Origin of the sequence: Streptosporangium sp. NPDC051023, assembly GCF_040689595.1 — a bacterium.
Lineage (GTDB): Bacteria > Actinomycetota > Actinomycetes > Streptosporangiales > Streptosporangiaceae > Streptosporangium.
The window spans coordinates 76865-99409 of sequence record NZ_JBFBCE010000034.1 but is presented as its reverse complement, the minus strand read 5'-3'; the positions used below and the strand labels follow the sequence as shown (position 1 = coordinate 99409).

The following is a 22545-nucleotide window of genomic DNA, read 5'->3' as shown; positions in this document are numbered from 1 at the left end:
ACTATTTTGCGAACGGTAGCACGATATGAGACCGTTGCATCGTGGAAACTTTGGAGCTACTGGCGCATCCGGTGCGGCTGCGGATCGTGCATGCCCCGCGCGTCCGCGAGAACGGTGTCCCGCGCGTCCGGGAGAAGAGCCCTGTCACCAGGCGTCACAGGAACGGGCGGCCCGGTGACCGGGACCTGGCGGAGAGCGCCTTCGGGCGGTGGGCTTACTATCCGGTTCATGACGGTGCCGCCTGAGGAACTTCGAACGGCCGCCGGCTTCCCGCCGACCACGCGGGAGCGGTGGCGTGAGCTCGCGCTCGGTGTTCTGCACAAGTCCGGTATCGAAACCGGCTCCCCCGAGGAGGCGCTGTCCTCCACCACCTACGACGGTGTGACCATCGCGCCGCTCTACGACGAGTCGGACCTTCCCGACGACCCCGGCCTGCCGGGCGCGGCACCCTACATCAGGGGATCCCGTCCTGAGGGCGGCTGGGACGTCAGGCAGCGGCACGAGGTGGCCGACCCCGAGGCGGTCCTCGCCGACCTGGAGAACGGTGTCACCTCGCTGTGGCTCGCCCTGGAGCCGGAGGATCTGCCGCGTGTCCTCGACGACCGCGTCTACCTGGAGCTGATCTCGGTCACCCTGGACGCGGGGGAGCGTACCCGCGAGGCGGCAGAGACGCTGCTGGCGCTGGCCGGGCGGCGAGGGGTCACGCCGACGGGCAACCTGGGCGCGGACCCGCTGCGCGATGCCGCGACCGCGGCCGAGCTGGCCAGGCGCTGCGTGGACGGCTTCCCCGGGCTGCGGGCGGTCATGGTCGACGGCACGCCGTACCACGACGCGGGCGGGAGCGACGCCGAGGAGCTCGGCTGCTCGGTCGCCGCGGGGGTCGCGGCCCTGCGGGCGCTGACCGGCGCGGGCCTCACCGTCGAGGAGGCGTTCGGGCAGCTGGAGTTCCGCTACGCCGCGACCGCCGACCAGTTCCTCACCGTCGCCAAGCTCCGCGCCGCGCGCGGGCTCTGGGCGCGCGTCGCCGAGGTGTGCGGGGCGGGGACGGGCACGGCGGAGGAAGCGGCGACGGGGGCGGGCACGGGATTCGGGCAGCGGCAGCACGCCGTGACCAGCTCGGCCATGATGACCGCCCGCGACCCGTGGGTGAACATGCTCCGCACCACGCTGGCCTGTTTCGCCGCGGGGGCGGGAGGGGCGGACGCGGTGACCGTGCAGCCGTTCGACGCCCGCCTCGGCCTGCCGGACGCCTTCGCGCGCCGCATCGCGCGCAACACCCAGTCGCTGCTCGTCGAGGAGGCGGGAGCGGCCAGGGTGATCGATCCCGCGGGCGGATCCTGGTACGTCGAGCGGCTCACCGAGGACCTGGCGGGTAAGGCCTGGGAGTGGTTCCAGGAGATAGAGCGCGCGGGCGGCATGGCCGCGGCCCTGGACTCCGGGCTCGTCGCCGACCGGCTGGCCGCCACCTGGCGGAGGCGCTCGGACAACATCGCCCACCGCCGCGACCCGATCACCGGGGTGAGCGAGTTCCCCAACCTCGGCGAGCGGCTCCCCGCCCGCGCCCCCAGGCCGGGCGGCGCGGAGGGCGTCCGCTACGCCCAGGAGTTCGAGGAGCTGCGCGACCTGGCGGACGCGCAGGAGGTCAGGCCCTCGGTGTTCCTGGCCACCATCGGCCCGGTCGCCGTCCACACCGCGAGGGCGTCGTTCGCGGCCAACCTGTTCCAGGCCGGGGGCATCGCGACCGTCACCGGCCCTGCGGCCGCGGCCGACCCCGCCGCGATCGCCGAGGCGTTCACCGCCAGCGGCGCGAGGATCGCCTGCCTGTGCTCAAGCGACAGGCTGTACGGCGAGCACGCCGAGGCCGTGGCCGCCGCGCTGCGCGGCGCGGGAGCGGCGAAGGTGTGGCTGGCGGGGAAGGGAGACTACGCGGGAGTGGACGCCAACCTCTACGCCGGGTGCGACGCGCTCGGCGTGCTCCGCACGACCTTCGACGACCTGGAGGTGGCTCGATGATTCCCGACTTCTCCGGAATCGGGCTGAAGAGGGAGCCCTCGGAGGCCGACCGGGACGGCTGGGCGCGGGCCGTACGGCAGGCCACCGGGAAGACCCCGGAAGAACTGGTGTGGGAGACGCCGGAGGGGATCGGCGTCAAGCCGCTCTACACGGCGGACGACCTGGCCGAGCTGGACTTCCTGCGGACCTACCCGGGGGCTGCGCCGTACCTGCGCGGGCCCTACCCGACCATGTACGTCAACCAGCCGTGGACCATCAGGCAGTACGCCGGGTTCTCCACCGCGGAGGAGTCGAACGCCTTCTACCGCCGCAACCTGGCGGCCGGGCAGAAGGGCCTCTCGGTCGCCTTCGACCTGGCGACCCACCGGGGCTACGACTCCGACCACCCGCGCGTGGCGGGAGACGTGGGCATGGCGGGGGTCGCCATCGACTCCATCTACGACATGCGGCAGCTCTTCGACGGGATTCCCCTCGACAGGATGAGCGTGTCGATGACCATGAACGGCGCGGTGCTCCCGGTGCTCGCGCTCTACATCGTCGCCGCGGAGGAGCAGGGGGTCGCACCGGAGCAGCTGGCGGGGACCATCCAGAACGACATCCTCAAGGAGTTCATGGTCCGCAACACCTACATCTACCCGCCCGCCCCATCGATGCGGATCATCTCGGACATCTTCTCCTACACCAGTGAGCGGATGCCCAAGTTCAACTCCATCTCGATCTCCGGGTACCACATCCAGGAGGCCGGGGCCACGTGCGACCTGGAGCTGGCCTACACCCTCGCGGACGGCGTCGAGTACCTCAGGGCGGGCACCGAGGCGGGACTGGACATCGACAGGTTCGCGCCGAGGCTGTCGTTCTTCTGGTGCATCGGCATGAACTTCTTCATGGAGATCGCCAAGCTGCGCGCCGCCCGGCTGCTGTGGGCGCGCCTGGTCTCCGGGTTCGGCGCGAAGAACCCCAAGTCGCTGTCGCTGCGGACCCACTCGCAGACCTCCGGCTGGTCGCTCACCGCCCAGGACGTCTTCAACAACGTCGTGCGCACCTGCGTCGAGGCGATGGCCGCGACCCAGGGGCACACCCAGTCGCTGCACACCAACGCCCTCGACGAGGCGCTGGCGCTGCCGACCGACTTCTCCGCCAGGATCGCCCGCAACACCCAGCTCCTGCTCCAGCAGGAGTCGGGCACCTGCCGGGTGATCGACCCCTGGGGCGGCTCCTACTACGTCGAGCGGCTCACCCACGAGCTGGCGAGCAAGGCGTGGGGGCATATCCAGGAGGTCGAGGCCGCGGGAGGCATGGCGCAGGCGATCGACCAGGGCCTGCCCAAACTGCGCATCGAGGAGGCCGCCGCCCGCACCCAGGCCCGCATCGACTCGGGACGCCAGCCGGTGATCGGCGTCAACAAGTACCGTCCGGACGCCGACGAGGCCATCGAGGTGCTCAAGGTCGACAACACCTCGGTGCGCGCCCAGCAGCTCGACAAGCTCCGTCGCCTACGCGAGGAGCGCGACGCGGAGCGGGTCGGCCAGGCGCTCGAGGCGCTCACCAAGGGGGCGGCCGGCGAGGGCAACCTGCTCGCGCTGGCCGTCGAGGCGGCGCGGGCCAAGGCCACGGTCGGAGAGATCTCCGACGCTCTGGAGCGGGTGTTCGGCAGGCACGAGGGCCAGATCCGCACGATCTCCGGGGTCTACCGCGAGGAGGTTGGATCGGGCGTGGACGAGGTCCGTACCGCATGCGCCGAGTTCGAGCGCCTTGAGGGCCGCCGCCCCCGCATCCTGGTCGCCAAGATGGGGCAGGACGGCCACGACCGGGGGCAGAAGGTGATCGCGACCGCCTTCGCCGACCTCGGGTTCGACGTGGACGTCGGCCCGCTGTTCCAGACGCCGGAGGAGGTCGCCCGCCAGGCGGTCGAGGCCGATGTGCACGTGGTCGGGGTCTCCTCCTTGGCGGCCGGGCACCTGACGCTGGTCCCCGCCCTCCGCGAGGCGCTCGCCGAGCTGGGCGCGGAGGACATCATGATCGTGGTCGGCGGTGTCATCCCGCCGGGCGACTTCGACGAGCTGCGTGCCGCGGGGGCCTCGGCCATCTTCCCGCCCGGCACCGTGATCGCCGACGCCGCCCGGGGGCTGGTGGCCGACCTGCGCACCCGGCTGGGCCATGCCCAGGACGCTTGAGGACTACGTCCAGGGGGTCAAGGAGGGCTCGAGGGTGTGGATCGCCAGGGCGATCACGCTGGTCGAGTCCTCCAGGGCCGATCACAGGGACCTGGCCCAGCGGCTGCTGGTCGAGCTGACCCCGCTCTCGGGCAGGGCGCGCAGGGTCGGCGTGACCGGTGTGCCCGGCGTGGGCAAGTCCACGTTCATCGACGCGCTCGGCACCCGCCTGACCGGACAGGGGCACCGCGTCGCGGTGCTCGCCGTCGATCCGTCGTCCACCAGGACGGGCGGCAGTGTCCTGGGCGACAAAACCAGGATGTCCAGGCTCGCCGTCGACCCGGCCGCCTTCATCCGTCCTTCCCCCACCTCGGGCACGCTCGGCGGGGTCGCCAAGGCGACCCGCGAGGCGATGGTCGTGGTCGAGGCGGCGGGATACGACGTCGTGCTCGTCGAGACCGTCGGGGTCGGCCAGTCGGAGACCGCGGTCGCCGACATGGTCGACACCTTCCTGCTGCTCGCCCTGGCCAGGACCGGCGACCAGCTCCAGGGCATCAAGAAGGGCGTGCTCGAGCTCGCGGACGTGATCGCGGTCAACAAGGCTGACGGCCCGTACGAGCTGGAGGCCAAGAAGGCGGCCAGGGAACTGGCCGGGGCGCTGCGGCTGCTGCGCTCCGAGCGCGCGGTGCCGGTGCTGACCTGCAGCGGACGGGAGGGCACCGGCATGGACGAGCTGTGGCGCCAGATCGTGACGCATCAGGAGACCATGGAGGCCTCCGGAGAGCTCGCCGCCCGCCGCCGCCGCCAGCAGGTCGGCTGGACCTGGTCCCTGGTGACCGAGCGCCTGCTGGCCAGGCTCCACGAGCATCCCCGGGTTGCCGCGATCGCCGCGGAGGTCGAGCGGGAGGTGCAGGCAGGTGACCTGACGCCCTCCCTCGCCGCCGACCGCCTCCTGGACGCCTTCGGGCACTGAGCCCTTTACTGGACTGGACCACTCTGGAGAGAAATGGGTGGTCTAGTCCGGGTCTGGGAGGGAAACGGGGGGTTTCGTCCGGGTTTGGGGAGGAATGGGTATTCTCATCCGGTCTTGGAGGTAGCGGGGTTTCCTGTGGAATCTGGATGGGAATAGAGGGTCCCGTCCGAGTTTCGGTCCCGTTTTGTGTGGAGAAAAGGTCACGGCGACCACAGTATCCGTCACGCTGAGTGACGAAAATGTGGGAACTGGTTTGCGAATTCTGCCCACATTACATGAACTCTTGCTTAAGAAACCGATTCGTCGCAGTTATGGCAAAACTATTATCCGGCTGCAACCTTGATCGCCCCCTGTCGATCATGTGATACTTCGCCCAAAGGGTTCTGAAAGTCGTAATAAAGCCCTTTACATACGTGAGTGTGAGAGGGCGCATGGCGAGGCGCGGGAAGATCATGGAGGGGCTGCCGGTCGACCGGCCCTGACTACTTCCCGTGTGGGATAGGTCACAACGGAGTGGCCGCTTGTCCCTGATTGCGCTCCCACCGCCCCGGCGTCGCCGCGGGCGGCGGTCACGCTGCGTATGTTCGCGTCACGCGAGGTGGGAGAACGTAGTAATGTCGATCGACGCGGCTGCCGGAACGTTCCGGCGGAGCAGGACCGTCCCCGTCCACCGCGCCCTGTCAGGGCTGATGAAAGACCCCGTGAACACCCTCGCCGAGATAGGCAGGCGGGCGCAGGGGGAGGTCGTCCGGCTAGAGCTGGGACTCTTCCGCCCCTACCTGGTGACCCACCCCGACCACGTTCAGCAGGTGCTGAAGTCGGACTGGACCAACTACCGCCGCGAAGGCATGTTCTGGCGGCCCCTACGGCGCATGATCGGCGCCAGCATCCTGGGTGAGGACGAGCCCTGGGAGTCCAGCAGAAAGGTCCTGCAGCCCCTCTTCACCCGGAGATACATCGACTCGATCGCCGGGGAGATGGCAGGGGTGATCACCTCGCGTGTCACGGAACTGGACGAGTACGCCCTGGCCGGACAGCAGATCGACGTCCTGGAGGAGATGTCCAGGATCGTGAACCGGGCCGTCCTCAAGGTGCTGTTCGGCGACAGGATCACCCGTGAGGAGGGCGAGCGCCTCGCCCCCGCCTACGACACGGCCGCGACCTCGATCAACTTCCGGCTGCTCATGCCGTTCATGCCCTACTCGGTACGGGTCCCCGGTGACCGGTCCTTCATGAAGGCCGTCAGGACGGTGGACGACGTGGTCTTCCCGGTGATCCGCAACGCGCGGGCCGACAGCGGCGACGGCCTCGATGTCATCTCCGCGCTCTGCCGTGTCAAGGGGGACGACGGGACGGGGCTCGACGACCGGCAGATCCGCGACAACCTCGTCAGCGTCTACGGCGCGGCCTCCGAGTCGACGGCCATGTCCCTGACCTGGCTGTGGCCGTTGCTGGACGCCCATCCGGGGGTCGCGGCCAGGCTTTACGAGGAGATCGACCGGGTGGTCGGCGCCGGGCCCGTCGCACCCGAGCACCTGGCGGAGCTGCACTACACACGCATGGTCCTGCAGGAGCTCCTGCGCCTCTATCCTGCGGGCTGGATCCTCCCCAGGATGGCCATGAAGTCCGCGGAGATCGGCGGCGTGCGCATCAAGGCGGGCGCGCAGGTGCTGATCAGCCCCTACTCCACGCACCGGCTCGACGAGTTCTGGGAGCGCCCGCTCGAGTTCGATCCGGAGCGCTTCGCCCCCGGCGCACATGAGCGTATGCACAGGTACGCGTACTTCCCCTTCGGCGGCGGCTCGCACCAGTGCCTGGGCAAGCACCTGTTCTACGTCGAGGCGCCTCTCATGATCGCCGCGATCCTGAGCCGGTTTCGTCCCCAGCTTGCCACCGCCGGGCCGTACACACCGTTCCCCGCCGCCTCGCTGAGACCTCGCGAGAAGGTCACGCTGAACCTAGGCCCCGTCCGGCATGGCCCGGGCGCGGCGGCGTGACGGGCGGCACCGGTCCCACGGCGTGGCCCTCGGCCGCGGAGTGCGGGACGATCTGCGCCGTGGCGGGGCAGGCCCAGCGCGACATGCGCGGATGGGCGGAGGCCTACCCCGGCCTGTTCTCCGCGAAGCCGTTCGACGCGGCCCTTTACAGCACCCTGTCGCTGGCCATGGCCTTCAGCGGGCCCTGGTTCACGGCGGAGCGGCTGCGGATGGCCAACAAGGTCTGCCTGTGGGCGTTCGGCCTCGACTGGCTCGTCGATTACGTCGCGACCTCCCCGCAGGAGGTTGAGGACATCGCGCGGCGCTGCCTCGACGTGGCGGGCGGCGCCCCGCCGCGGGACGGCGACGACCTCACCTTGATGCTCGCCGCCATCCGCGACGAGCTGACCGCCTCACCCGCCTACCCCGTGCTCGGCCCCATCTGGCACGAGGAACTGCGGCAGATGCTCGAGGCGATGCTGAAGGAGGCGCGCTGGAAGGGCGCGAAGGTCACCCCGGGGTTCGAGGAGTACCTCGGCAACGCCGACAACCTCGGCTTCTCCTTCGCGTTCGCCGCGCACTGGCTGTACACCTCCGGTCCCGTCGTCACCGCCGATCCCGGCGCGGTCGCGGAGGCGTCGAGGGCGGTGCAGCGGGTGCTGCGCCTCCTCAACGACCTGGGCACCTACGAACGCGACCTGCTCTGGGGCGACCTCAACGCCCTGCTGCTCGGTCTCGAACGCGCCGAGGTCGAGCGGCACATCGCGGGGCTGGCCGCCACGAGCCGTGAGCTGATCGCCCCGCTGCGGGTGGAGAATCCAGAGCTGGCGGGCTATCTGGAACGGCAGATGGACTTCTGCGCGGGCTTCTACCAGGTCGCCGACTACTGGGGCTCTCTGTGACCATCGACGACATCCTCCTGTCCGGCACCGAGCTGCGGAAGGTCCCGGACGCGGCGAGGAAACTTCTCGGCCTGGCCGGGAGAGCGCTCCATACGGAGACCCGTGTGGCCGCGGCGGCGCGCGAACTGGTCGCCGGGCTGCTGGCCGAGCCGTGGGGCCAGGTCTCGGTCTCGGTGTACGAGACGGGGCGGCTGGTGAGCCTGGCGCCGTGGCTGGCCGGCCATGCCCCGCGCGTCGAGTTCCTGCTGGCCGCCCAACGTCCTGACGGCGGCTGGGGCGCTCGCGGTGGATACGCGCTGGTCCCCACCCTCAGCGCGACCGAGGCGCTGCTCGCCGAACTCCGGCGTGAGGACTCGGGCGGAGGCCGTGACGCCGTGGTACGGACCACTTGGCGCGGACTCGGCGCGCTGCGCCGCTGGTCGCACGGGCACGACCCGTGCGACCAGTGTGATTCGAAGAACCCCTGCGACTCACGTGAGCTGCCGGACATGCCGGCGATCGAGCTCATCGTGCCCGCGCTGACCGCGATGGTCAACGGGCATCTCGCGGCGATGGGCGAGGGGGAGCCGCTCGAGCTCCCCCCGGGCATGAGCACGGCGAAGCTGTCGGTGGTACGGACCAGGCTCGCCTCGGGTGCCGCCGTCCCGCAGAAGGTGCTGCACGCCCTCGAGGTTGCGGGAGAGACGGCGGCCGGGGCCCCCGGGGTCGTTCCCAGCCCGATCCCGTCCCCTGAGGAGGCCTCGCCCCGGCCGGGGGAGAAGACGTCCCCGCGGGTCGCGGTGAGCACGGAGGATTCCCGGCCTCCTGAAGCCCACGCGATCGGCGCCTCGCCCGCGGCGGGCGCCGCGTGGCTCGGCGTCCGGGGGAGTGGCGACGAGGACTCGCCCGTACGGCGGTACCTGGAGACGGTCGCCGCCCATTACGGCGGCCCCGTGCCCTGCGCCGTCCCCGTCACCGTCTTCGAACGGAGCTGGACGCTGAGCTGGCTGCGGCGCGCGGGCGTCCCGGTGACCGTGCCGGAGGAACTGGTCACCGCGCTGGACGCCGCGATAGGTCCCGGCGGCACCGCGGCGGGACCGGGATTGCCGCCGGACGCCGACACCACCTCCGTCGGGCTGTACGCGCTGGCGCTCCTGCGGGCGCCCAGGGAGCCCGGCGCCCTCTGGACCTACGAGACCGAGACCCACTTCTGTACCTGGCAGGGGGAGGAGGGGGCCTCGCCAACGGTCAACGCGCACGTGCTCGACGCCTTCGGCGAGTACCTGCGCGTGTGTGCGGACCCCCCGGAGGCCGCGGGGCGTTACGCGGCGGCCGTCCGCAAGCTGGCCGCGTGGCTGCGCGACTGCCAGCGGGCGGACGGAAGCTGGCTGGACCGTTGGCACGCCTCGCCGTACTACGCGACGGCCTGCTGCGCGCTCGCCCTGCAGGAGTACGGCGGCGCCGAGTCCGCGGGCGCGGTGCGGGCCGCCGTGCGCTGGCTGCTGGGCACCCAGCGGGAGGATGGCTCGTGGGGCTGCTGGGAGGGGACGGCGGAGGAGACCGCGTACGCGCTGCAGACCCTGCTGCTGACGGCCCCGGCCAGAGCCGACCCGCGCGCGGTGGCCGTCGAACGCGGGCACCGCAGGCTGCTGGCCATGGTCACCGGCCGCGGTGAGCCGATCGACGCGCCCGCGCTCTGGCACGACAAAGACCTGTACTTCCCGTCGGCGATCGTCAGGGCCGCGATCCTCGGGGCGTTGCACCTGGCCGTGCGTGCCCGGCCGCCCGAGTAGCCGTCCTGCCCGTCGCCCGTCCGAGATGACCTTCCGTGACCTCCCGTCGGCCTCCCGCCCCGCCCGGCGGGAGGCCGAAAATCCGGATGGTGCATATCCGGCGACGGACGGTCACCGGAATTCAATGCAGAATTTTGATCTGCAAAAAGGACAGACGGCTACATCTGGTCAAAGTTGCCTTGAGTGTAATTGGCGACATTGCTAAGGTTCTCCGGGTGCCCTGCCGGATGCCGTCATCCGGCGCAATGTGGCACCTATTTATTCACACGTATTAATCGTCGTGAAAAGATAATGTGATTTTCTTTCACTTTCGCCAGGATGGGTGCTATGCGCTTGCGCAATGCGCGTTTGCGGACCAAGGTCACGGCACTGCTGGTGTCACTTATCGCTCTGTGGGCCTTCACCGCGTGGGTCACCGTACGTGAGGGCCTGAACATGCTGGGCGTCGCCAGGCTCGACGCGGGCATCGCCCAGCCGAGCGAGCGACTCCTGGTCGAACTGCAGAACGAGCGCAGGCTCAGCCTGACCTTTCTCGGCGCCTCCGGCTCCGCCCGCCAGCAGCGCGACGCCCTGAACGCCCAGCGCAAGCGGACCGAGGACGCGAGCGCGAACTTCAAGACGCTCGCGGGCGGCAGCGACGTGCAGTTGCTGGGCAGCGCGGCCCTCGACCGGCGCCTCAAGGAGATGTTCCAGAAACTAGACGGCCTGCAGGCGGGACGCAAGGGTGTCGACGCGGGAACGGCCGACCGGGTCAAGGCCGCCGACATCTTCACCGACGTCATCGACTCCCTGTACCGCGTCTACGACTCGATGGCGACGCTCGACGACGTCGCCATCGCCAAGGACACCCGGACGACCATCCAGCTGAGCAGGGCCAGGGACATCCTGTCCCTGGAGGACGCCATCGCCGCGGGCGGTCTCGCCGCGGGCCGGATGACCGAAACCGAGCGCGCCCTGTTCGCGCAGACCGTCGGGACGAGACGGTTCCTCTTCCAGGAGGCCGTGGCCGAGTTGCCCGCCGCAGACAGGGCGGCCTGCGAACGGCTGATCGCGAGCGAGTCCTTCAACCGCATGCGCAGCATGGAGGAACAGCTCATGCGGGGCGCTGCCCCGGCCCCCGCCGAGGCCGTCGACGCCCGGCAGTGGGCCTCCGCCTCCCAGCCCGTGCTGGCCAAGCTCCAAGAGATGGTGCTCAGCGCCGGTGACGGCATCGTCGAGCGGGCGACCCCGGTCGCCGCAGGTGTGATCGTACGGCTCTCGCTGGCGGGCGGCCTCGGGCTCCTGGCCGTCATCGCCTCGATCATCCTGTCCATCACCACCGCGCGGGCCCTGGTCCAGCAGCTCGACAAGCTCAGGGTCGCGGCCTGGGAGCTCGCCAACGAGCGCCTCCCCTCCGTGGTCGATCGCATCGGCCACGGGCAGCACGTCGACATCGCGGCGGAGGCGCCGCCGCTCGAGTTCGGCAACGACCAGATCGGCCACGTCGGTCAGGCCTTCAACGCCGTGCAGCGGACCGCCATCAAGGTCGCGGTCGAGCAGGCACAGCTACGGCGGGACATCGCCGACATCCTGCGCAACCTCGCCCGCCGTACCCAGTCGCTCGTCCACCGGCAGCTGAGCGTGCTGGACGTCATGGAGCGGCGGGAGAACGACCCGCAGGAGCTCCGCGACCTGTTCCGCCTCGACCACCTGGCGACCCGCATGCGGCGCTACGCGGAGAACCTCCTCGTGCTCTCCGGGGCGGCGCCGGGGCGCGCGTGGCGTGACTCGGTGCCGATGATCGACGTGGTCCGCGGCGCGCTGGCCGAGATCGAGGACTACACCCGGATCGACGTGCTTCCGCTCGGCGGGGTCGCGCTGGACGGGCGAGCCGTCGGCGACGTCATCCACCTCGTCGCAGAGCTGGCAGAGAACGCGGCCTCCTTCTCGCCGCCCTACACGACGGTCCAGGTCAGCGGTTACGCCGTGGCCCACGGGTACGCCCTGGAGATCGAGGACCGCGGCCTGGGCATGAGCCCGGAGGACCTCACCTCCGCCAACGAGCGGATCGCGAACCCGCCCGAGCTCAAGCTGTCCGGCAACGCCCGCCTCGGGCTCTACGTGGTCAGTCGCCTGGCGGAGCGGCACGAGATCCGAGTGACGTTCAAGGCCTCGCCGTACGGGGGCACGACCGTCGTGGTCCTGCTGCCCCAGGATCTGATCAGAGAGCAGGCCGAGCCGGAGCCTGAGCCCGCCGTCGCCGTGCCGCAACCCCGCACGGTGAACGCGGGCGCGCTGGCGGCCGGGGCATCCGCGGGAGGATTCGACCGGGGAAGCGACCCGCTGGGAATCGCCGGCCCCGGGCCGGCTAGCAGGAGGGAGAGGGCCATCGACGAGCCCGGTGGGGTGACGCCCCCCGAGCGGCGTGAGATGCCGCGGCACGCCGCCGGTCGTGGCGGTCCCGGCGCCTCCAGTGGCGGTCCCGGTGGTGGCGGCCCCGCCGCTCCCGGCATCCCCGGCGCTCTCAGTGGCGGCCCTGCCGCTCCCGGCATCCCCGGTGGTCGGGGAGACCAGGACGGTCCTGCCCCCTCGCTGCCTCCCGTCCTGCCTCCGCCGGACAGCAGCCACACACCCGGCGGCCTTCCGCGCCGCGTGCCGCAGACACACCTCGCCGCCCCGCTGCAGGAGGACGAGTCCACATCGCGGGAGCCAGGCCTCGACGACGCGGACGAGCGCTCGCCGGAGACGATCCGCGCGGCCATGGCGTCCTTCCAGGACGGCACCCGCAGGGGCCGCTCGGACGCCGCCCAGCTGCTGGGCAAAGAGGGTGATCGCGCCGACGGCGGCGGATCCCGCACCTGACGCCAGTGACGACTTCGATTCGCGCGTGCCGATCCGGCGCAGACGAGCCGCCAGAGACACACGACCGAACGCCCACCGGCAGAAAGAGGACAACGAGTGGTGCAGGGAACAGGATCTTTCACCGACCTGGCCTGGTTGCTGGACGACCTGGTCGACCGAGTGGGAGAGGCCGAGCACGGAATCGTCTTCTCCACCGATGGTCTGCTGCTGGCGACCTCGGCGGAGTTCGACCGTTCGGACGCCGAGCACCTGGCCGCCGTTGGATCGGCGATCCAGAGTCTCGGCAAGGGCGTCAGCGACCGGATCAACGGCGGCGCGGTGCGCCAGACCATCATCGAAATGCGCTCCGCCTACCTGATCGTGACGGCCGCGGGGCAGGGTGCCTGCCTGGCGGTGCTCTGCACGAGCGAGGCCGACGTCGGTCTGGTGGCCTACGAGATGGCGATGCTCGTCACGCGGGTCGGCCAGTACCTCATCTCGCCCGCCAGAGCCGCGGAATCCGCCAAGGACGACGTTCCACGATGAACCCCCCCTTCGAGGAACTGCCCGACACGCAGTGGGTGGGCGAGGAGGCCGGACCGATCGTCCGGCCCTACGTCCTGACGCGCGGCAGGACCGAACCGACGCGCGGCCGGTTCGACCTCATCACACTGGCGGTGACCGTCAGGTCCGTCTCGCCGAGGGAGTCCGGACTCGACCCGGAGTGCCTCGCCATCGTGAGGCTCTGCCACCAGCCGCAGTCGGTAGCCGAGATCGCCGCGCACACGAACCTTCCCGCGGGCACTGTCCGTGTCCTGCTCAGTGACCTGCTCGACCAGGGGTTCATCGCCCTGCAAGAGCCCCATTCGGAGACTGACATGCACGACGAGAGGCTGTACAGGGCGGTGCTCGATGGACTCCGTGCGCTCTAGCCGCGACGCGGGACGCGTCAGGCTGCCCAAGGCGATCAAGATCCTGGTCGCGGGCGGTTTCGGGGCGGGGAAGACGACGATGGTCGGCGCGGTCTCCGAGATCGAGCCGCTGAGCACCGAGGAGACGCTGACCGACAGGGGCATCGGGGTCGACGACCTGTCCGGCGTCGAGAGCAAGCGGACGACCACGGTCGCGATGGACTTCGGCCGCATCACCATCGGTGACGCCTACCGGCTCTACCTCTTCGGGACCCCGGGTCAGGAGCGCTTCTGGTTCCTGTGGGACGAGCTGGCCCTCGGCGCGCTCGGTGCGGTGGTCTTGGCGGACACCCGCAGGCTGGCCGACTGCTTTCCCTCCCTGGACTACTTCGAGCGGCGCCAGACGCCCTTCATCGTCGCGGTGAACTGCTTCGACGGAGCCCGCCGCTACGACCTCGAGGAGGTACGGCTCGGCCTGACCCTCCATCCGGAGATCCCGATCGTGCTGTGCGACGCCAGGCAGCGGGAGTCGGGCAAGAAGGTGCTGATCACCCTGGTCGAGCACGCGATGAAGATGCGTCTGGGCGCGGCCGTCGCGGGAGATGCCGCGCCCCTGTGAGAGCTCCTGCGCAAGCCCTGTGAGAGCCATGCGCGGGCGGGCGGGCGCCGCCTGGCGTGGCCTCGTGAGGCACCGGCCGCCTCGCTCGCTACTGTGGCCTGCGTGGTTTACCGAATGTGGGCCGTAGTGCTGCTGTTGGTCGGGCTGGTCACGGGGTGCGGCGCCGGAAGCGCCGTCTACGACTTCGGCGTGGTCGTGCACGGAGAGGCGGGCAAGACCGCCGACGTGCGGCTCACCCCGGGCAGGCGCTTCTCCCTGGCCGTCGACGAGAACCCCGCAACGGGGGACGGCTGGCGGATGGCGGCCCTGCCGGACGTCAAGGTGGCCTCGTTCATCAGCGAGGAGTATCGGGCGGGCGGCGGCACCGGCGGGGTGCGCTACTTCGTCTTCAACGCCAAGTATCCCGGCACGACCACCGTCACGCTTTACGCCTGCCGGCACTGCGCGGGCGGCGCGACGCCCACGCAGCCGCCGAGCGGGCCCGGGACGGGTGAGGCGATCTTCAGGATCACCGTCGCCTGACCCCGGCGCCCTCGCCCGGCGGCGGGTGGCCCGTTCCCCGCGGGGATGCGAGGCTGGTGCCATGAATCGCTTGTCTGAGGTCGACCTGTCGCAGAAACTGCCGAAGAAGGAGGCCGCGGAGCGGCTCGAGGCCGCGCTGGACCATCTGTTGCGCCTGCGGCTCATGCTGGGCGGTCAGATCGGCGAGCGGCGCATCGGGCCGCCGCTGTGCGTGGTGTTCGAGGGCTGGGACGCCTCGGGCAAGGGCGGGGCCATCAAGCGGCTGGTGCGTCCGCTCGACCCCAGACACGTGCGGGTCGCCCAGTTCGCCGCGCCGACCTACGACGAGAAGCGGCACCACTTCCTGTGGCGGTTCTGGCCGGTGCTGCCGGGCTGGGGCGGGATGACCGTGCTCGACCGTTCCTGGTACGGGCGGGTGCTGGTCGAGCGGGTCGAGGGGTTCGCGACCGAGGAGCAGTGGTCGCGCGCCTACGACGAGATCGTGGAGTTCGAGCGGACCCTCGTCGCCGAGGGCATGATCATGGTCAAGTTCTGGATGCACGTCTCGGAGGAGGAGCAGCTCCGGCGTTTCAAGGACAGGGCCGGCGACCCGCTGCGGGTCTGGAAGCTCACCGACGAGGACTGGCGCAATCGGGAGAAGCGCCCGCAGTACGAGGCCGCCGTCGAGGAGATGCTCGCCAGGACCGACCAGCCGAGCACGCCGTGGCACGTCGTCGCGGGCGACGACAAGCGGTTCGCCCGCGTCGAGGTCGTCGAGACGGTGTGCGCCGCGGTCGAGGCGGGGCTGCTCGCCCAGGGCTACGACCTGAGCGAGTCCACCGTGAGCCCGGCGGCGAGGCCCCCTAGAGCGGAGTGACCGTCGCCGCCGGGCTGCAGGTCGAGGTCCGTGGTGCGGCAGGGGAGCTGGGGCAGCCTGCTGCGTGACGGTTTCCCGCCTCCTACAGGTCGAGGTCCGAGCCGCCGAAGCGGTCGCGCAGGAAGCGGCCCTGGTCGCGCAGCGCCTGCTCGTCGCCCCTGTGCACGGCCTGGGCCACCTCACGCAGCTTGGTGTCCAGCAGGTCGAGCTGGACGAGGAGTTCCTCGTGGGCGCTGCGCTCACGCTCGGAACGGCGGTTCAGGGCGTAGGAGCGGGGCAGGTTGGCGTAGGCCTCCAGGCTGGAGGGAAGGTAGTCGCGGATCGCCTGGGAGACGATGTGCAGGTGGTCGGGGGAGGTGGTCAGGACCTCGGCCCGGCCCAGGACGCCGCTGAGCACGTCGGCCAGGCCGCCCACTTTGGCCCGCACGTCCTCAGGGAAACGCTGCGAGCCGTCCACCTTCCGCAGCAGGGCGTCGAGGTCGGTCCTGAGCTGGGCGGTCTCGACCTCGGCGTGGGAGATGGCCAGCCTGACCTTGTCGGGCGGGGTCACCAGCGCGCCGACGCCGTACAGGCCGGCGACGACCACCGGCCAGAACGCGCCCGCCAGGCCGAGGAAGTGCGCGCCGAACCCCAGCAGGGCCAGGAAACAGCCGACGATGTTCCTGGTCGAGCCCAGATACCCCAGCACCCGGTCAACGGACATGACCGCACCCGCGGGCGGCTCTGGCGTCCGGGACAGGCGGGGCGGGCGCGTCCCGCCCCGCGCGGGCGGCGCGGTCCTCACTGGTAGCCACGGATCTCCTTGAACGCCGAGGCCAGCGACCCGCTGCGGGCGTCGAAGACCGCGCCCCTGGTCAGCGTGGCGATCTTGTTCATCTCGTCGACGTCGCTGTCGCCGAACAGCACGACGAACGTCCTGATCTGCTGCTGCGCCGGGGGCAGCCCCTGGTAGAAGCTCACGAAGTCCTCGTAGGAGATGCCGTTGGTGTTCTCGCCGTCGGTCATCAGCACGACCGAGGTGTAGTGGTCGGCGCCGCTCCCCGCCGCCTGCTGGTAGGCGGTGCGCAGCCCGTCGAAGATCGCCGTTCCGCCGCCCGCCTGGAGGCTCTCCGCGTATGACTTGATCTGACCCAGGACCGGCTGCGGGTTCTGCTCGGGGAGCGCGAACGACTGCGGCTGCCCGGCCGAGTCGTTGAACGGGACCATGACCACCTTCTCCCGGCTGCGGAAGCGGGAGAACATGCCGGAGGCCGTGGCGTCGGCGCCGGTGAGGGTGACCAGCGCGTGGCGCAGCGCCTCGATCCTTTCACCCTCCATCGACCCGGAGGTGTCCAGCACGAACAGGGCCTGCGCCGGGACGCGCACCTTGTCGAGGTAGGCGGTGATCAGCCCGTCGGCGGCGGTCCTGCGGTTGGGGAACGGCAGCTCGAGGAGCGGGGCGGTGCCGAACTCGGGGCCCGGTTTCACCTCGGGGACGGCGGGCCGCCTGTGGGTGGTCGTCATGATCTCCCGCTGCGTGTCCGGGGTCCGCAGCCAGGCGGTCAGCTTGCCGTACAGCTCCTTCTTCTCCGGTTTCGCCGATGCCAGGAGGGTCAGCGGGTAGTCCGCGGTGACCACACCGTCGCTGGGGTAGACCAGGCTCAGCCCCTTCAGGCCGAGCAGCACCGACTCGTAGTTCACGATGCCGTCGACCTTGCCCTCCTTCGCGTAGGCGTCGGCGAGCCAGCCCGAGGAGCCGGAGGTCAGCCGTTGCGCGGAGAAGAACTCCTTCAGCTTGGGCGTGACCGCCGTGACCTGCTGGGCGCTCAGCGCCTCTCCCGCGTCCGACAGCGCGGCCGCGACCCCGACCAGTGCGGAGAAGCCCGAGTTCGAGGAAGCGGGGTTGGTCATGCCGAAGGTGAAACGCCCCTCGCGCGCCGCGGTCGCGATCTGGTCCCAGCTGACCGGCTTGCCCTCCCAGCCGAGTTCCTTCACCTTGGCGGTCTTGAGGCCGAGCAGCACCGGGGACGACATGATCTTGGTTTCGGTGGAGAGCCGGGCCGTCGCGCCATTGATCAGCGACAGGTAGCGGTTCGAGGAGAACCAGATCGCGTCGTACGAGCTGTCGGCGCCGCCGCTCGCCACCTGCTCGGCGCCGTCCAGGGTGCCGGTGTAGGAGATCTTCACCTTCACCCCCGACCGTTTCAGCATCGGTTCGAGGTCTTTGATCTCGCTTCCGGCCAGCACCCTGAGCACGTCCGGGCCGTCGTCGGGCACGTCACCGGAGGAGCACGCCGCCAGCGTGGTCATGGCCAGCAGCGCCAGCGCGACCGCCGCCCGCGCCGCCGTACGGTGGGAAGAGGGGGAGGAGGGCTTGCTCAAGGGGTTCCCTCCGCGCGCTCCAGGTAGGTCTTGGCGTGGGTCAGCTCGGTGCTCAGGCTGTCCACGGTGACGGCCATGCTCTCGACGGCCTGCGCCCTGAAGTTGTCGATCATGTCCATGGTCGAGTAGACGTTGTCGAAGGCCTTGCGCAGCACATCCATGTCGACGGTCGTCGAGGCCGCCTGCGTCTGGATCGCCCCGGCCTGGGTGCGCAGCATCTCGCTGGTGGCGAGGATCAGGTCGCTGGTCGTGGAGTTGAGCGCGGTGATCTGGTCGAGCACCAGCTTCTGGTTGGCCAGCGCCTGGGCCACGGTCACCGCGGTGCGCAGCGCGGCGACCGTCGTTGTCGTCGCGCGGTCGACGCCCTTGCTGAGCTCGAGGTTGTTCTTACGGACCAGGTCGAGGGCCAGGTAGCCCTGAACGGAGACCGCGAGCTGGGTGAGGATGTCCTGGTGCTTCTGCCGTACGGCGAACAGGGCGTCCGAGCGCAGCGCGGTCGCCTTCTCCGGCTCCGCCGCGTCGAGGGCGAGGATGCGGTCCTCGATCGCGGTGTCGATCGCGGCGGCCATCACGGCGTACTCCTGCAGGCGGGTCATCGCCTCCCACAGGTTCGCCTTCTCACCCTCGATCGCGGCGTTGTCCTTCAGCAGCTCGTCCTGGCCCGACTTCAGCGCCCTGATGATGTCGTCCAGATGCTTCTGGGCGGACTGGTACTTGGCGAAGTAGTCGCGAAGCCGGTCTCCGAACGGGATGAGCCCGAGCAGCTTGCGCGTGCCGCTCGCCGCCTGCTTGGGGTCGAGGTCGACCACCGTACGGCGCAGCGCGACCAGCTGGCCCGCCACCCGGCCCTGGGCGTCCGCGCCCTCGCCCTTGGCCGAGGCCAGGGCCGCCACGGGACGCTTGAGCATCCGGTTGGCCACCTGGGAGGCGGAGCGGATCTCGGTGTCGCCCATCGAGGAGATGTCGTGCACCTTGCGCGTGAAGTCCGGAGTCCGGTGGTCGAGCGCGGCCAGCTCGGCGGCGAACTGCTGCGCCTTGGCGGCGAGTTCGGTCTCACGCTCGTCCGCCAGCGGCAGCATGGTCGCCGCCGTCGAGGTGGACACGGCCGCCACGGGAGCCGGCGGTGTGAGGGTCAGTTCGCTCTCGGCCACGTCAGGGCCCTCCTTCTGTCCGCGGCGCGGCGCCGCTGGCTGACTGCGGCACGGCGCCGCTGGCGTACAGCCGGTCGATGTTCGCGATGAGCCCTTCCAGGTGCTCGTACGTGGGAGGCTCGACCACGTCCACCAGGTCACGCGCCGCCGGAGCCTTGTGCTTGGCGACCAGGTCGGCGAAGGCCTTCGGATCGGCGGTGCGGAAGCCGTACTGCGCGGCGAGGTTCCTGAGTTCGGGATCCTCGGTCAGCAGCCGCCCGACCTCGGCGGCCTGCGGGGTGAAGGGCACCAGCGTGTGCTTGCTCAGCACGGTCGGCGAGGGATACAGCAGCCGCATGTCGGGCTTGATCGAGCCGTCGCCCGCGAACACGCGGGACAGGTACTGGGCCTCGTAGATCATGACCATCGGTGTCTTGCCGGACCCCATGACCAGGTAGTCGTCGAACGGTGCCTCGGACGACGACTGCGAGTAGCCCTGGTCGAGGAAGATGGGCGCGACCACGCCCGCGACCTTGGGCACCTGGGACGAGGTGGTGACCACGTCCTCGCCGTTGGCGACGTAGCTGGTCATCGCCAGGTACATGGCCGCAGAGTTGGAGCTCCTGACGTCGGTCGTGGTCAGCAGGATCCGCTTGCGGGCCGGATAGGCGGTGTTGCCGGGAAGCTTGTCCCACCGGGTGCCCTTGGCGACCAGGTCCATGTACTTGGCGACGTCGAACACCTGGTAGCCGTTGCCCGAGTCGCGCACCAGGCCCGCCTTGGTCAGCAGGTCGGCGATCGGCTGGAAGGTCGCGATGGCCATGGGGGAGTAGAAAGGCGAGAAGGTCGTGGAGACCTTGCGGTCCTTCTTGATTTTCTCGGCGGCGGGGACGCTGGAAGGAAAGGCGAACGCGTAGTTGTCGAGCTTGACCTCGGTCGCGATCTGCCGGGATCCGGCGGTGTCCACCTCTACCCGCAGACCGTGCTTCTCGAACGCCGCCCGCACCCGGGGATCATCGAAGAAGGGCTTCTTCTCCGAACCGATCACGCCTCGGACGGTGGCCACGGCCGGTTTGCCGTCACCACCCCCGTTGCCCAGGATGATCGCGACCACGACGGCGGCGCCGAGCAGCAGCGCGAGAACGATGCCGATCGACCGCTTCATTCCACCCCATTTCTGTAAATAACTCCTCTTGTTGGAATTATGAGAGGAGAGGAAACGGATGCGCGCGGGATATCGAGGTATGCGTCAGAATTAAGGCTCTGTTCACTTATTCGTCATTATTGGGAGGGTGGGTCATGCGGGTGAGGTCATGGTTGAGCGCGCTGGATCGGCGGGTGTTCGCGGCGGTCGCGGACGCGAAACTCCCCGGTCTCGAACGGCTGCTGCCCGTCCTGACGCGCGCGGCGGACAACTCGCTGCTGTGGGCGGGGCTCGCCGGAGGGGGCGCGCTCAGCGGGCACAGGGGGCTGCGCCGCGCGGCGACCCGCGGGCTGCTGGCGGTCAGCCTGGCGAGCCCGCTGGTGAACCTGGTCGGCAAACAGGCGTTCCGCAGGCAGCGGCCGTCCCCGGAGGGCCTGCCGCTGGCCCGGCTGATCAAGATGCCCACCTCGGCGTCGTTCCCGTCCGGCCACTCCGCCTCGGCGGCCGCCTTCGCCACGGCCGTCGCGCTCGAGGCACCCCTCGTGGTAACCGCCCCCGTCGCGCTGCTCGCCGCGGCGGTCTGCTTCTCCCGCGTCTACACCGGCGTGCACTATCCGGGCGACGTACTGGCGGGGGCGGGGGTCGGTGTGGCGGCCGGGCTGCTGACCCGGCGGCTGTGGCCCAGGGCCGCGGAGGCAGGACGGGCCGGGGGTGCGGTGTGGCGGCGGCGTACCGGGCCGGGGACCTCGCCGCCTGTCGGCCGGGCGGCCGGAACCGCGGCCTTCGACGGTCTCGACGTGGGTTTCCCGGCCGGCGGGACCGGGCTGATCGGTGTCGACGGTTCAGGCGCGCCGGCCGGCCGTTTCCGGAGCCGCCGTAATCATCCATATGCCGGTCCGTGAACGGAATGGACCATTATCGGGGAGGAATGATGTTTGACGGGTCGTGATCGATCGGGCGATAGTGGGGCAGGTGACTGCCCCCCGATTGATCTCATGCGCCGTGGTCACCATGATGGCCCTGAGCGCCTGCACCTCTCCCGGTTCCAGTGACCCCGTGGTCGGCGGCCCCGTCGCGGGCGGCGTGGTCGGGCAGGGCCCCGGACCGGCCGCCGGAACGAACGGGCCGATCGGCTCTTCGTCCCCGAGCGGTGTGCCCACGGCGGCCGAGCTGACGGCCGAGGCCTACCGGGCCGAGCTGGACAGGGCACGCGGCCCCATCAGGGACGCCATCGCGAAACTGGACGGGACCGGCCGCAAGGGACTCGACACGCAACTGGAGAAGACGGTCGCCGCGCTGGAGACCGCGGTCTCGGGGCTTGAGATCCTCATCCCGCCGTCTGCGGTGAAGATCCAGCACGGGAACTACGTGGGCACGCTCAGGAGCCTCACCGACGCCCTGGCCGACGCCAAGGACGACGTGCAGGCGCAGGACGTGTGCACCGGGCCCGCCGTGCTGACGGGAGCCGACGAGATCGGACGCATCTCACCGGTGCGCGACAGCGCGAGCGCGCTGGCCGATCTGGGCGACTACCCGACCGACGTCGTCCCGGTCAAGATCAGTGGAGAGAGGTCTCGCCGCCTGCGCAACGGCTCCTACATCAAGTCGGAGAGCCTTCCCGGGCGTGCCTCCCTGGAGCTGAAGAACGGCAACAACCAGGACGCGGTCGTCGTGCTGATGCGGGGAGGGAAGAAGGCGATCACCGTCTACGTCCGCAAGAAGTCCTCTTTCAAGATCAAGGGAGTGCGGGACGGGAAGTACAAGATCTTCTATACCCTCGGCGTCGACTGGGACTCCAAGGCCCGCGCCTTCAGCCGCTCGTGCGCCTTCCAGCAGTTCGGCAAATCCGTGCGGTTCAAGACGATCCACACCAGGACGGAGATCCGCTGGAGCAACTGGACCCTCACCCTCAACCCGGTCGTGGGCGGAAACGTACGGCCCAAGCGCATCAAGCCGGGTGACTTCCCCGGCTGACCGTGATCTCCCGGCTTCCCGGAGGAGGTGACCGGGACGCGAAGACCGCGACCCCCGTCGCGAGATCGCGGTCCCGGTTCCCCCTCGGTCGAGTCGGGGGGAGAGATCAGGTGGAGAACAGCATGCCCACCCAGCTGCGGTTACGGTGGTGGCCGTAGTGGCCACCATGGTGCGGCGCGCCCCAGGCGGGAGCCCCGTGGTGCGTCGGCGGCGGCGGAGGCGGCGGGGGAGCGGCGTGGTGCTGCTGGGACCACTGGCTCTCCATCCGAGTCAGCGTCTCCAGCTCGCCGTAGTCCAGGAAGATGCCGCGACAACTGTCGCACTGGTCGATGTGGACACCGTTGCGCTCATAGGTGCGCATGTTGCCCCGACACTTCGGGCACTGCATCTGGCCGATCTCCTTGTCCTGGGGTTGCGTT

20 protein-coding genes are annotated in these 22545 nt (G+C 70.2%); 15 read left to right on the top strand and 5 right to left on the bottom strand.

Translation table 11 applies throughout. From position 1 onward, the window contains the following. Positions 1–41 precede the first annotated feature (41 nt). The 13 genes from AB0395_RS23230 (at position 42) to AB0395_RS23170 (ending at position 15517) form a co-directional block, all read left to right on the top strand. Positions 42–245: a hypothetical protein gene (locus AB0395_RS23230; RefSeq protein WP_366283557.1), complete on the top strand. Its 204-nt coding sequence runs from the start codon at positions 42–44 to the stop codon at positions 243–245. Further along, entirely contained in the window at positions 229–2013 is a 1785-nt protein-coding gene (locus AB0395_RS23225; protein WP_366283555.1) for a methylmalonyl-CoA mutase subunit beta, read from the top strand. The genes AB0395_RS23230 and AB0395_RS23225 overlap by 17 nt, the downstream gene beginning before the upstream one ends. After that, positions 2010–4187: a methylmalonyl-CoA mutase gene (scpA, locus tag AB0395_RS23220; protein ID WP_366283554.1), complete on the top strand. Its 2178-nt coding sequence runs from the start codon at positions 2010–2012 to the stop codon at positions 4185–4187. The genes AB0395_RS23225 and scpA overlap by 4 nt, the downstream gene beginning before the upstream one ends. Then, positions 4171–5139, top strand: a complete 969-nt coding sequence (gene meaB, locus AB0395_RS23215; protein ID WP_366283552.1) for a methylmalonyl Co-A mutase-associated GTPase MeaB — start codon at positions 4171–4173, stop codon at positions 5137–5139. Before scpA ends, meaB begins: the two co-directional genes overlap by 17 nt. A 614-nt stretch (positions 5140–5753) precedes the next feature. Then, positions 5754–7136, top strand: coding sequence for a cytochrome P450 (locus AB0395_RS23210; RefSeq protein WP_366283550.1), 1383 nt, complete (start codon positions 5754–5756; stop codon positions 7134–7136). Continuing rightward, positions 7133–8017, top strand: coding sequence for a terpene synthase family protein (locus tag AB0395_RS23205; protein WP_366283548.1), 885 nt, complete (start codon positions 7133–7135; stop codon positions 8015–8017). Before AB0395_RS23210 ends, AB0395_RS23205 begins: the two co-directional genes overlap by 4 nt. Next, complete coding sequence (locus tag AB0395_RS23200; protein WP_366283546.1) at positions 8014–9789, top strand: prenyltransferase/squalene oxidase repeat-containing protein; 1776 nt, start codon at positions 8014–8016, stop codon at positions 9787–9789. The genes AB0395_RS23205 and AB0395_RS23200 overlap by 4 nt, the downstream gene beginning before the upstream one ends. A gap of 327 nt (positions 9790–10116) precedes the next feature. Next, positions 10117–12630 (top strand): nitrate- and nitrite sensing domain-containing protein, encoded by a 2514-nt coding sequence (locus AB0395_RS23195; protein ID WP_366283545.1) that lies wholly within the window; start codon positions 10117–10119, stop codon positions 12628–12630. Between the two features lie 99 nt (positions 12631–12729). Continuing rightward, positions 12730–13155 carry a roadblock/LC7 domain-containing protein gene (locus tag AB0395_RS23190; protein ID WP_366283544.1) on the top strand — a complete coding sequence of 142 codons (426 nt, stop codon included), beginning with the start codon at positions 12730–12732 and terminating at the stop codon, positions 13153–13155. Next, entirely contained in the window at positions 13152–13541 is a 390-nt protein-coding gene (locus tag AB0395_RS23185; protein ID WP_366283543.1) for a DUF742 domain-containing protein, read from the top strand. The genes AB0395_RS23190 and AB0395_RS23185 overlap by 4 nt, the downstream gene beginning before the upstream one ends. After that, on the top strand, positions 13522–14139 hold the full coding sequence (locus AB0395_RS23180) for an ATP/GTP-binding protein (protein ID WP_366283542.1): 618 nt from the start codon (positions 13522–13524) through the stop codon (positions 14137–14139). The genes AB0395_RS23185 and AB0395_RS23180 overlap by 20 nt, the downstream gene beginning before the upstream one ends. 102 nt (positions 14140–14241) lie before the next feature. After that, a complete protein-coding gene (locus AB0395_RS23175; protein ID WP_366283541.1) occupies positions 14242–14661 on the top strand; it encodes a protease inhibitor I42 family protein in 420 nt (139 codons plus the stop codon). A 61-nt stretch (positions 14662–14722) separates the two neighbouring features. Further along, positions 14723–15517: a UDP-galactose-lipid carrier transferase gene (locus AB0395_RS23170; RefSeq protein ID WP_366283539.1), complete on the top strand. Its 795-nt coding sequence runs from the start codon at positions 14723–14725 to the stop codon at positions 15515–15517. Between the two features lie 82 nt (positions 15518–15599). Here AB0395_RS23170 and AB0395_RS23165 read toward each other — a convergent pair whose 3' ends face one another. The 4 genes from AB0395_RS23165 to AB0395_RS23150 all read right to left on the bottom strand — a co-directional run bounded on the left by AB0395_RS23165 (position 15600) and on the right by AB0395_RS23150 (position 20173). Then, entirely contained in the window at positions 15600–16220 is a 621-nt protein-coding gene (locus AB0395_RS23165; RefSeq protein ID WP_366283538.1) for a hypothetical protein, read from the bottom strand. 77 nt (positions 16221–16297) lie between these two features. Further along, positions 16298–17878, bottom strand: coding sequence for a VWA domain-containing protein (locus AB0395_RS23160; RefSeq protein ID WP_366283536.1), 1581 nt, complete (start codon positions 17876–17878; stop codon positions 16298–16300). Then, positions 17875–19029, bottom strand: coding sequence for a toxic anion resistance protein (locus tag AB0395_RS23155; RefSeq protein WP_366283534.1), 1155 nt, complete (start codon positions 19027–19029; stop codon positions 17875–17877). The genes AB0395_RS23160 and AB0395_RS23155 overlap by 4 nt, the downstream gene beginning before the upstream one ends. 1 nt (position 19030) lies before the next feature. Next, positions 19031–20173, bottom strand: coding sequence for a hypothetical protein (locus AB0395_RS23150; protein WP_366283533.1), 1143 nt, complete (start codon positions 20171–20173; stop codon positions 19031–19033). A gap of 134 nt (positions 20174–20307) precedes the next feature. Here AB0395_RS23150 and AB0395_RS23145 point away from each other — a divergent pair, with 134 nt between their 5' ends. Together AB0395_RS23145 and AB0395_RS23140 are read left to right on the top strand one after the other, a co-directional pair. Beyond that, positions 20308–21054, top strand: a complete 747-nt coding sequence (locus AB0395_RS23145) for a phosphatase PAP2 family protein (RefSeq protein WP_366283531.1) — start codon at positions 20308–20310, stop codon at positions 21052–21054. Between the two features lie 70 nt (positions 21055–21124). After that, positions 21125–22126: a hypothetical protein gene (locus tag AB0395_RS23140; protein WP_366283530.1), complete on the top strand. Its 1002-nt coding sequence runs from the start codon at positions 21125–21127 to the stop codon at positions 22124–22126. A gap of 106 nt (positions 22127–22232) precedes the next feature. Here the strand turns inward: AB0395_RS23140 and AB0395_RS23135 are convergent, their stop codons facing one another. After that, positions 22233–22514, bottom strand: a complete 282-nt coding sequence (locus AB0395_RS23135; protein ID WP_366283529.1) for a zf-TFIIB domain-containing protein — start codon at positions 22512–22514, stop codon at positions 22233–22235. Positions 22515–22545: the final 31 nt, after the last annotated feature.

What these genes read in the sequence shown, in the direction of transcription:
- AB0395_RS23225 (WP_366283555.1), top strand. Translation starts at nt 229, where the DNA reads ATGACGGTGCCGCCTGAGGAACTTCGAACGGCCGCCGGCTTCCCGCCG.
- scpA (WP_366283554.1), top strand. Translation starts at nt 2,010, where the DNA reads ATGATTCCCGACTTCTCCGGAATCGGGCTGAAGAGGGAGCCCTCGGAG.
- meaB (WP_366283552.1), top strand. Translation starts at nt 4,171, where the DNA reads ATGCCCAGGACGCTTGAGGACTACGTCCAGGGGGTCAAGGAGGGCTCG.
- AB0395_RS23210 (WP_366283550.1), top strand. Translation starts at nt 5,754, where the DNA reads ATGTCGATCGACGCGGCTGCCGGAACGTTCCGGCGGAGCAGGACCGTC.
- AB0395_RS23195 (WP_366283545.1), top strand. Translation starts at nt 10,117, where the DNA reads ATGCGCTTGCGCAATGCGCGTTTGCGGACCAAGGTCACGGCACTGCTG.
- AB0395_RS23185 (WP_366283543.1), top strand. Translation starts at nt 13,152, where the DNA reads ATGAACCCCCCCTTCGAGGAACTGCCCGACACGCAGTGGGTGGGCGAG.
- AB0395_RS23180 (WP_366283542.1), top strand. Translation starts at nt 13,522, where the DNA reads ATGGACTCCGTGCGCTCTAGCCGCGACGCGGGACGCGTCAGGCTGCCC.
- AB0395_RS23170 (WP_366283539.1), top strand. Translation starts at nt 14,723, where the DNA reads ATGAATCGCTTGTCTGAGGTCGACCTGTCGCAGAAACTGCCGAAGAAG.
- AB0395_RS23165 (WP_366283538.1), bottom strand. Translation starts at nt 16,220, where the DNA reads ATGTCCGTTGACCGGGTGCTGGGGTATCTGGGCTCGACCAGGAACATC.
- AB0395_RS23150 (WP_366283533.1), bottom strand. Translation starts at nt 20,173, where the DNA reads ATGAAGCGGTCGATCGGCATCGTTCTCGCGCTGCTGCTCGGCGCCGCC.
- AB0395_RS23145 (WP_366283531.1), top strand. Translation starts at nt 20,308, where the DNA reads ATGCGGGTGAGGTCATGGTTGAGCGCGCTGGATCGGCGGGTGTTCGCG.
- AB0395_RS23135 (WP_366283529.1), bottom strand. Translation starts at nt 22,514, where the DNA reads ATGCAGTGCCCGAAGTGTCGGGGCAACATGCGCACCTATGAGCGCAAC.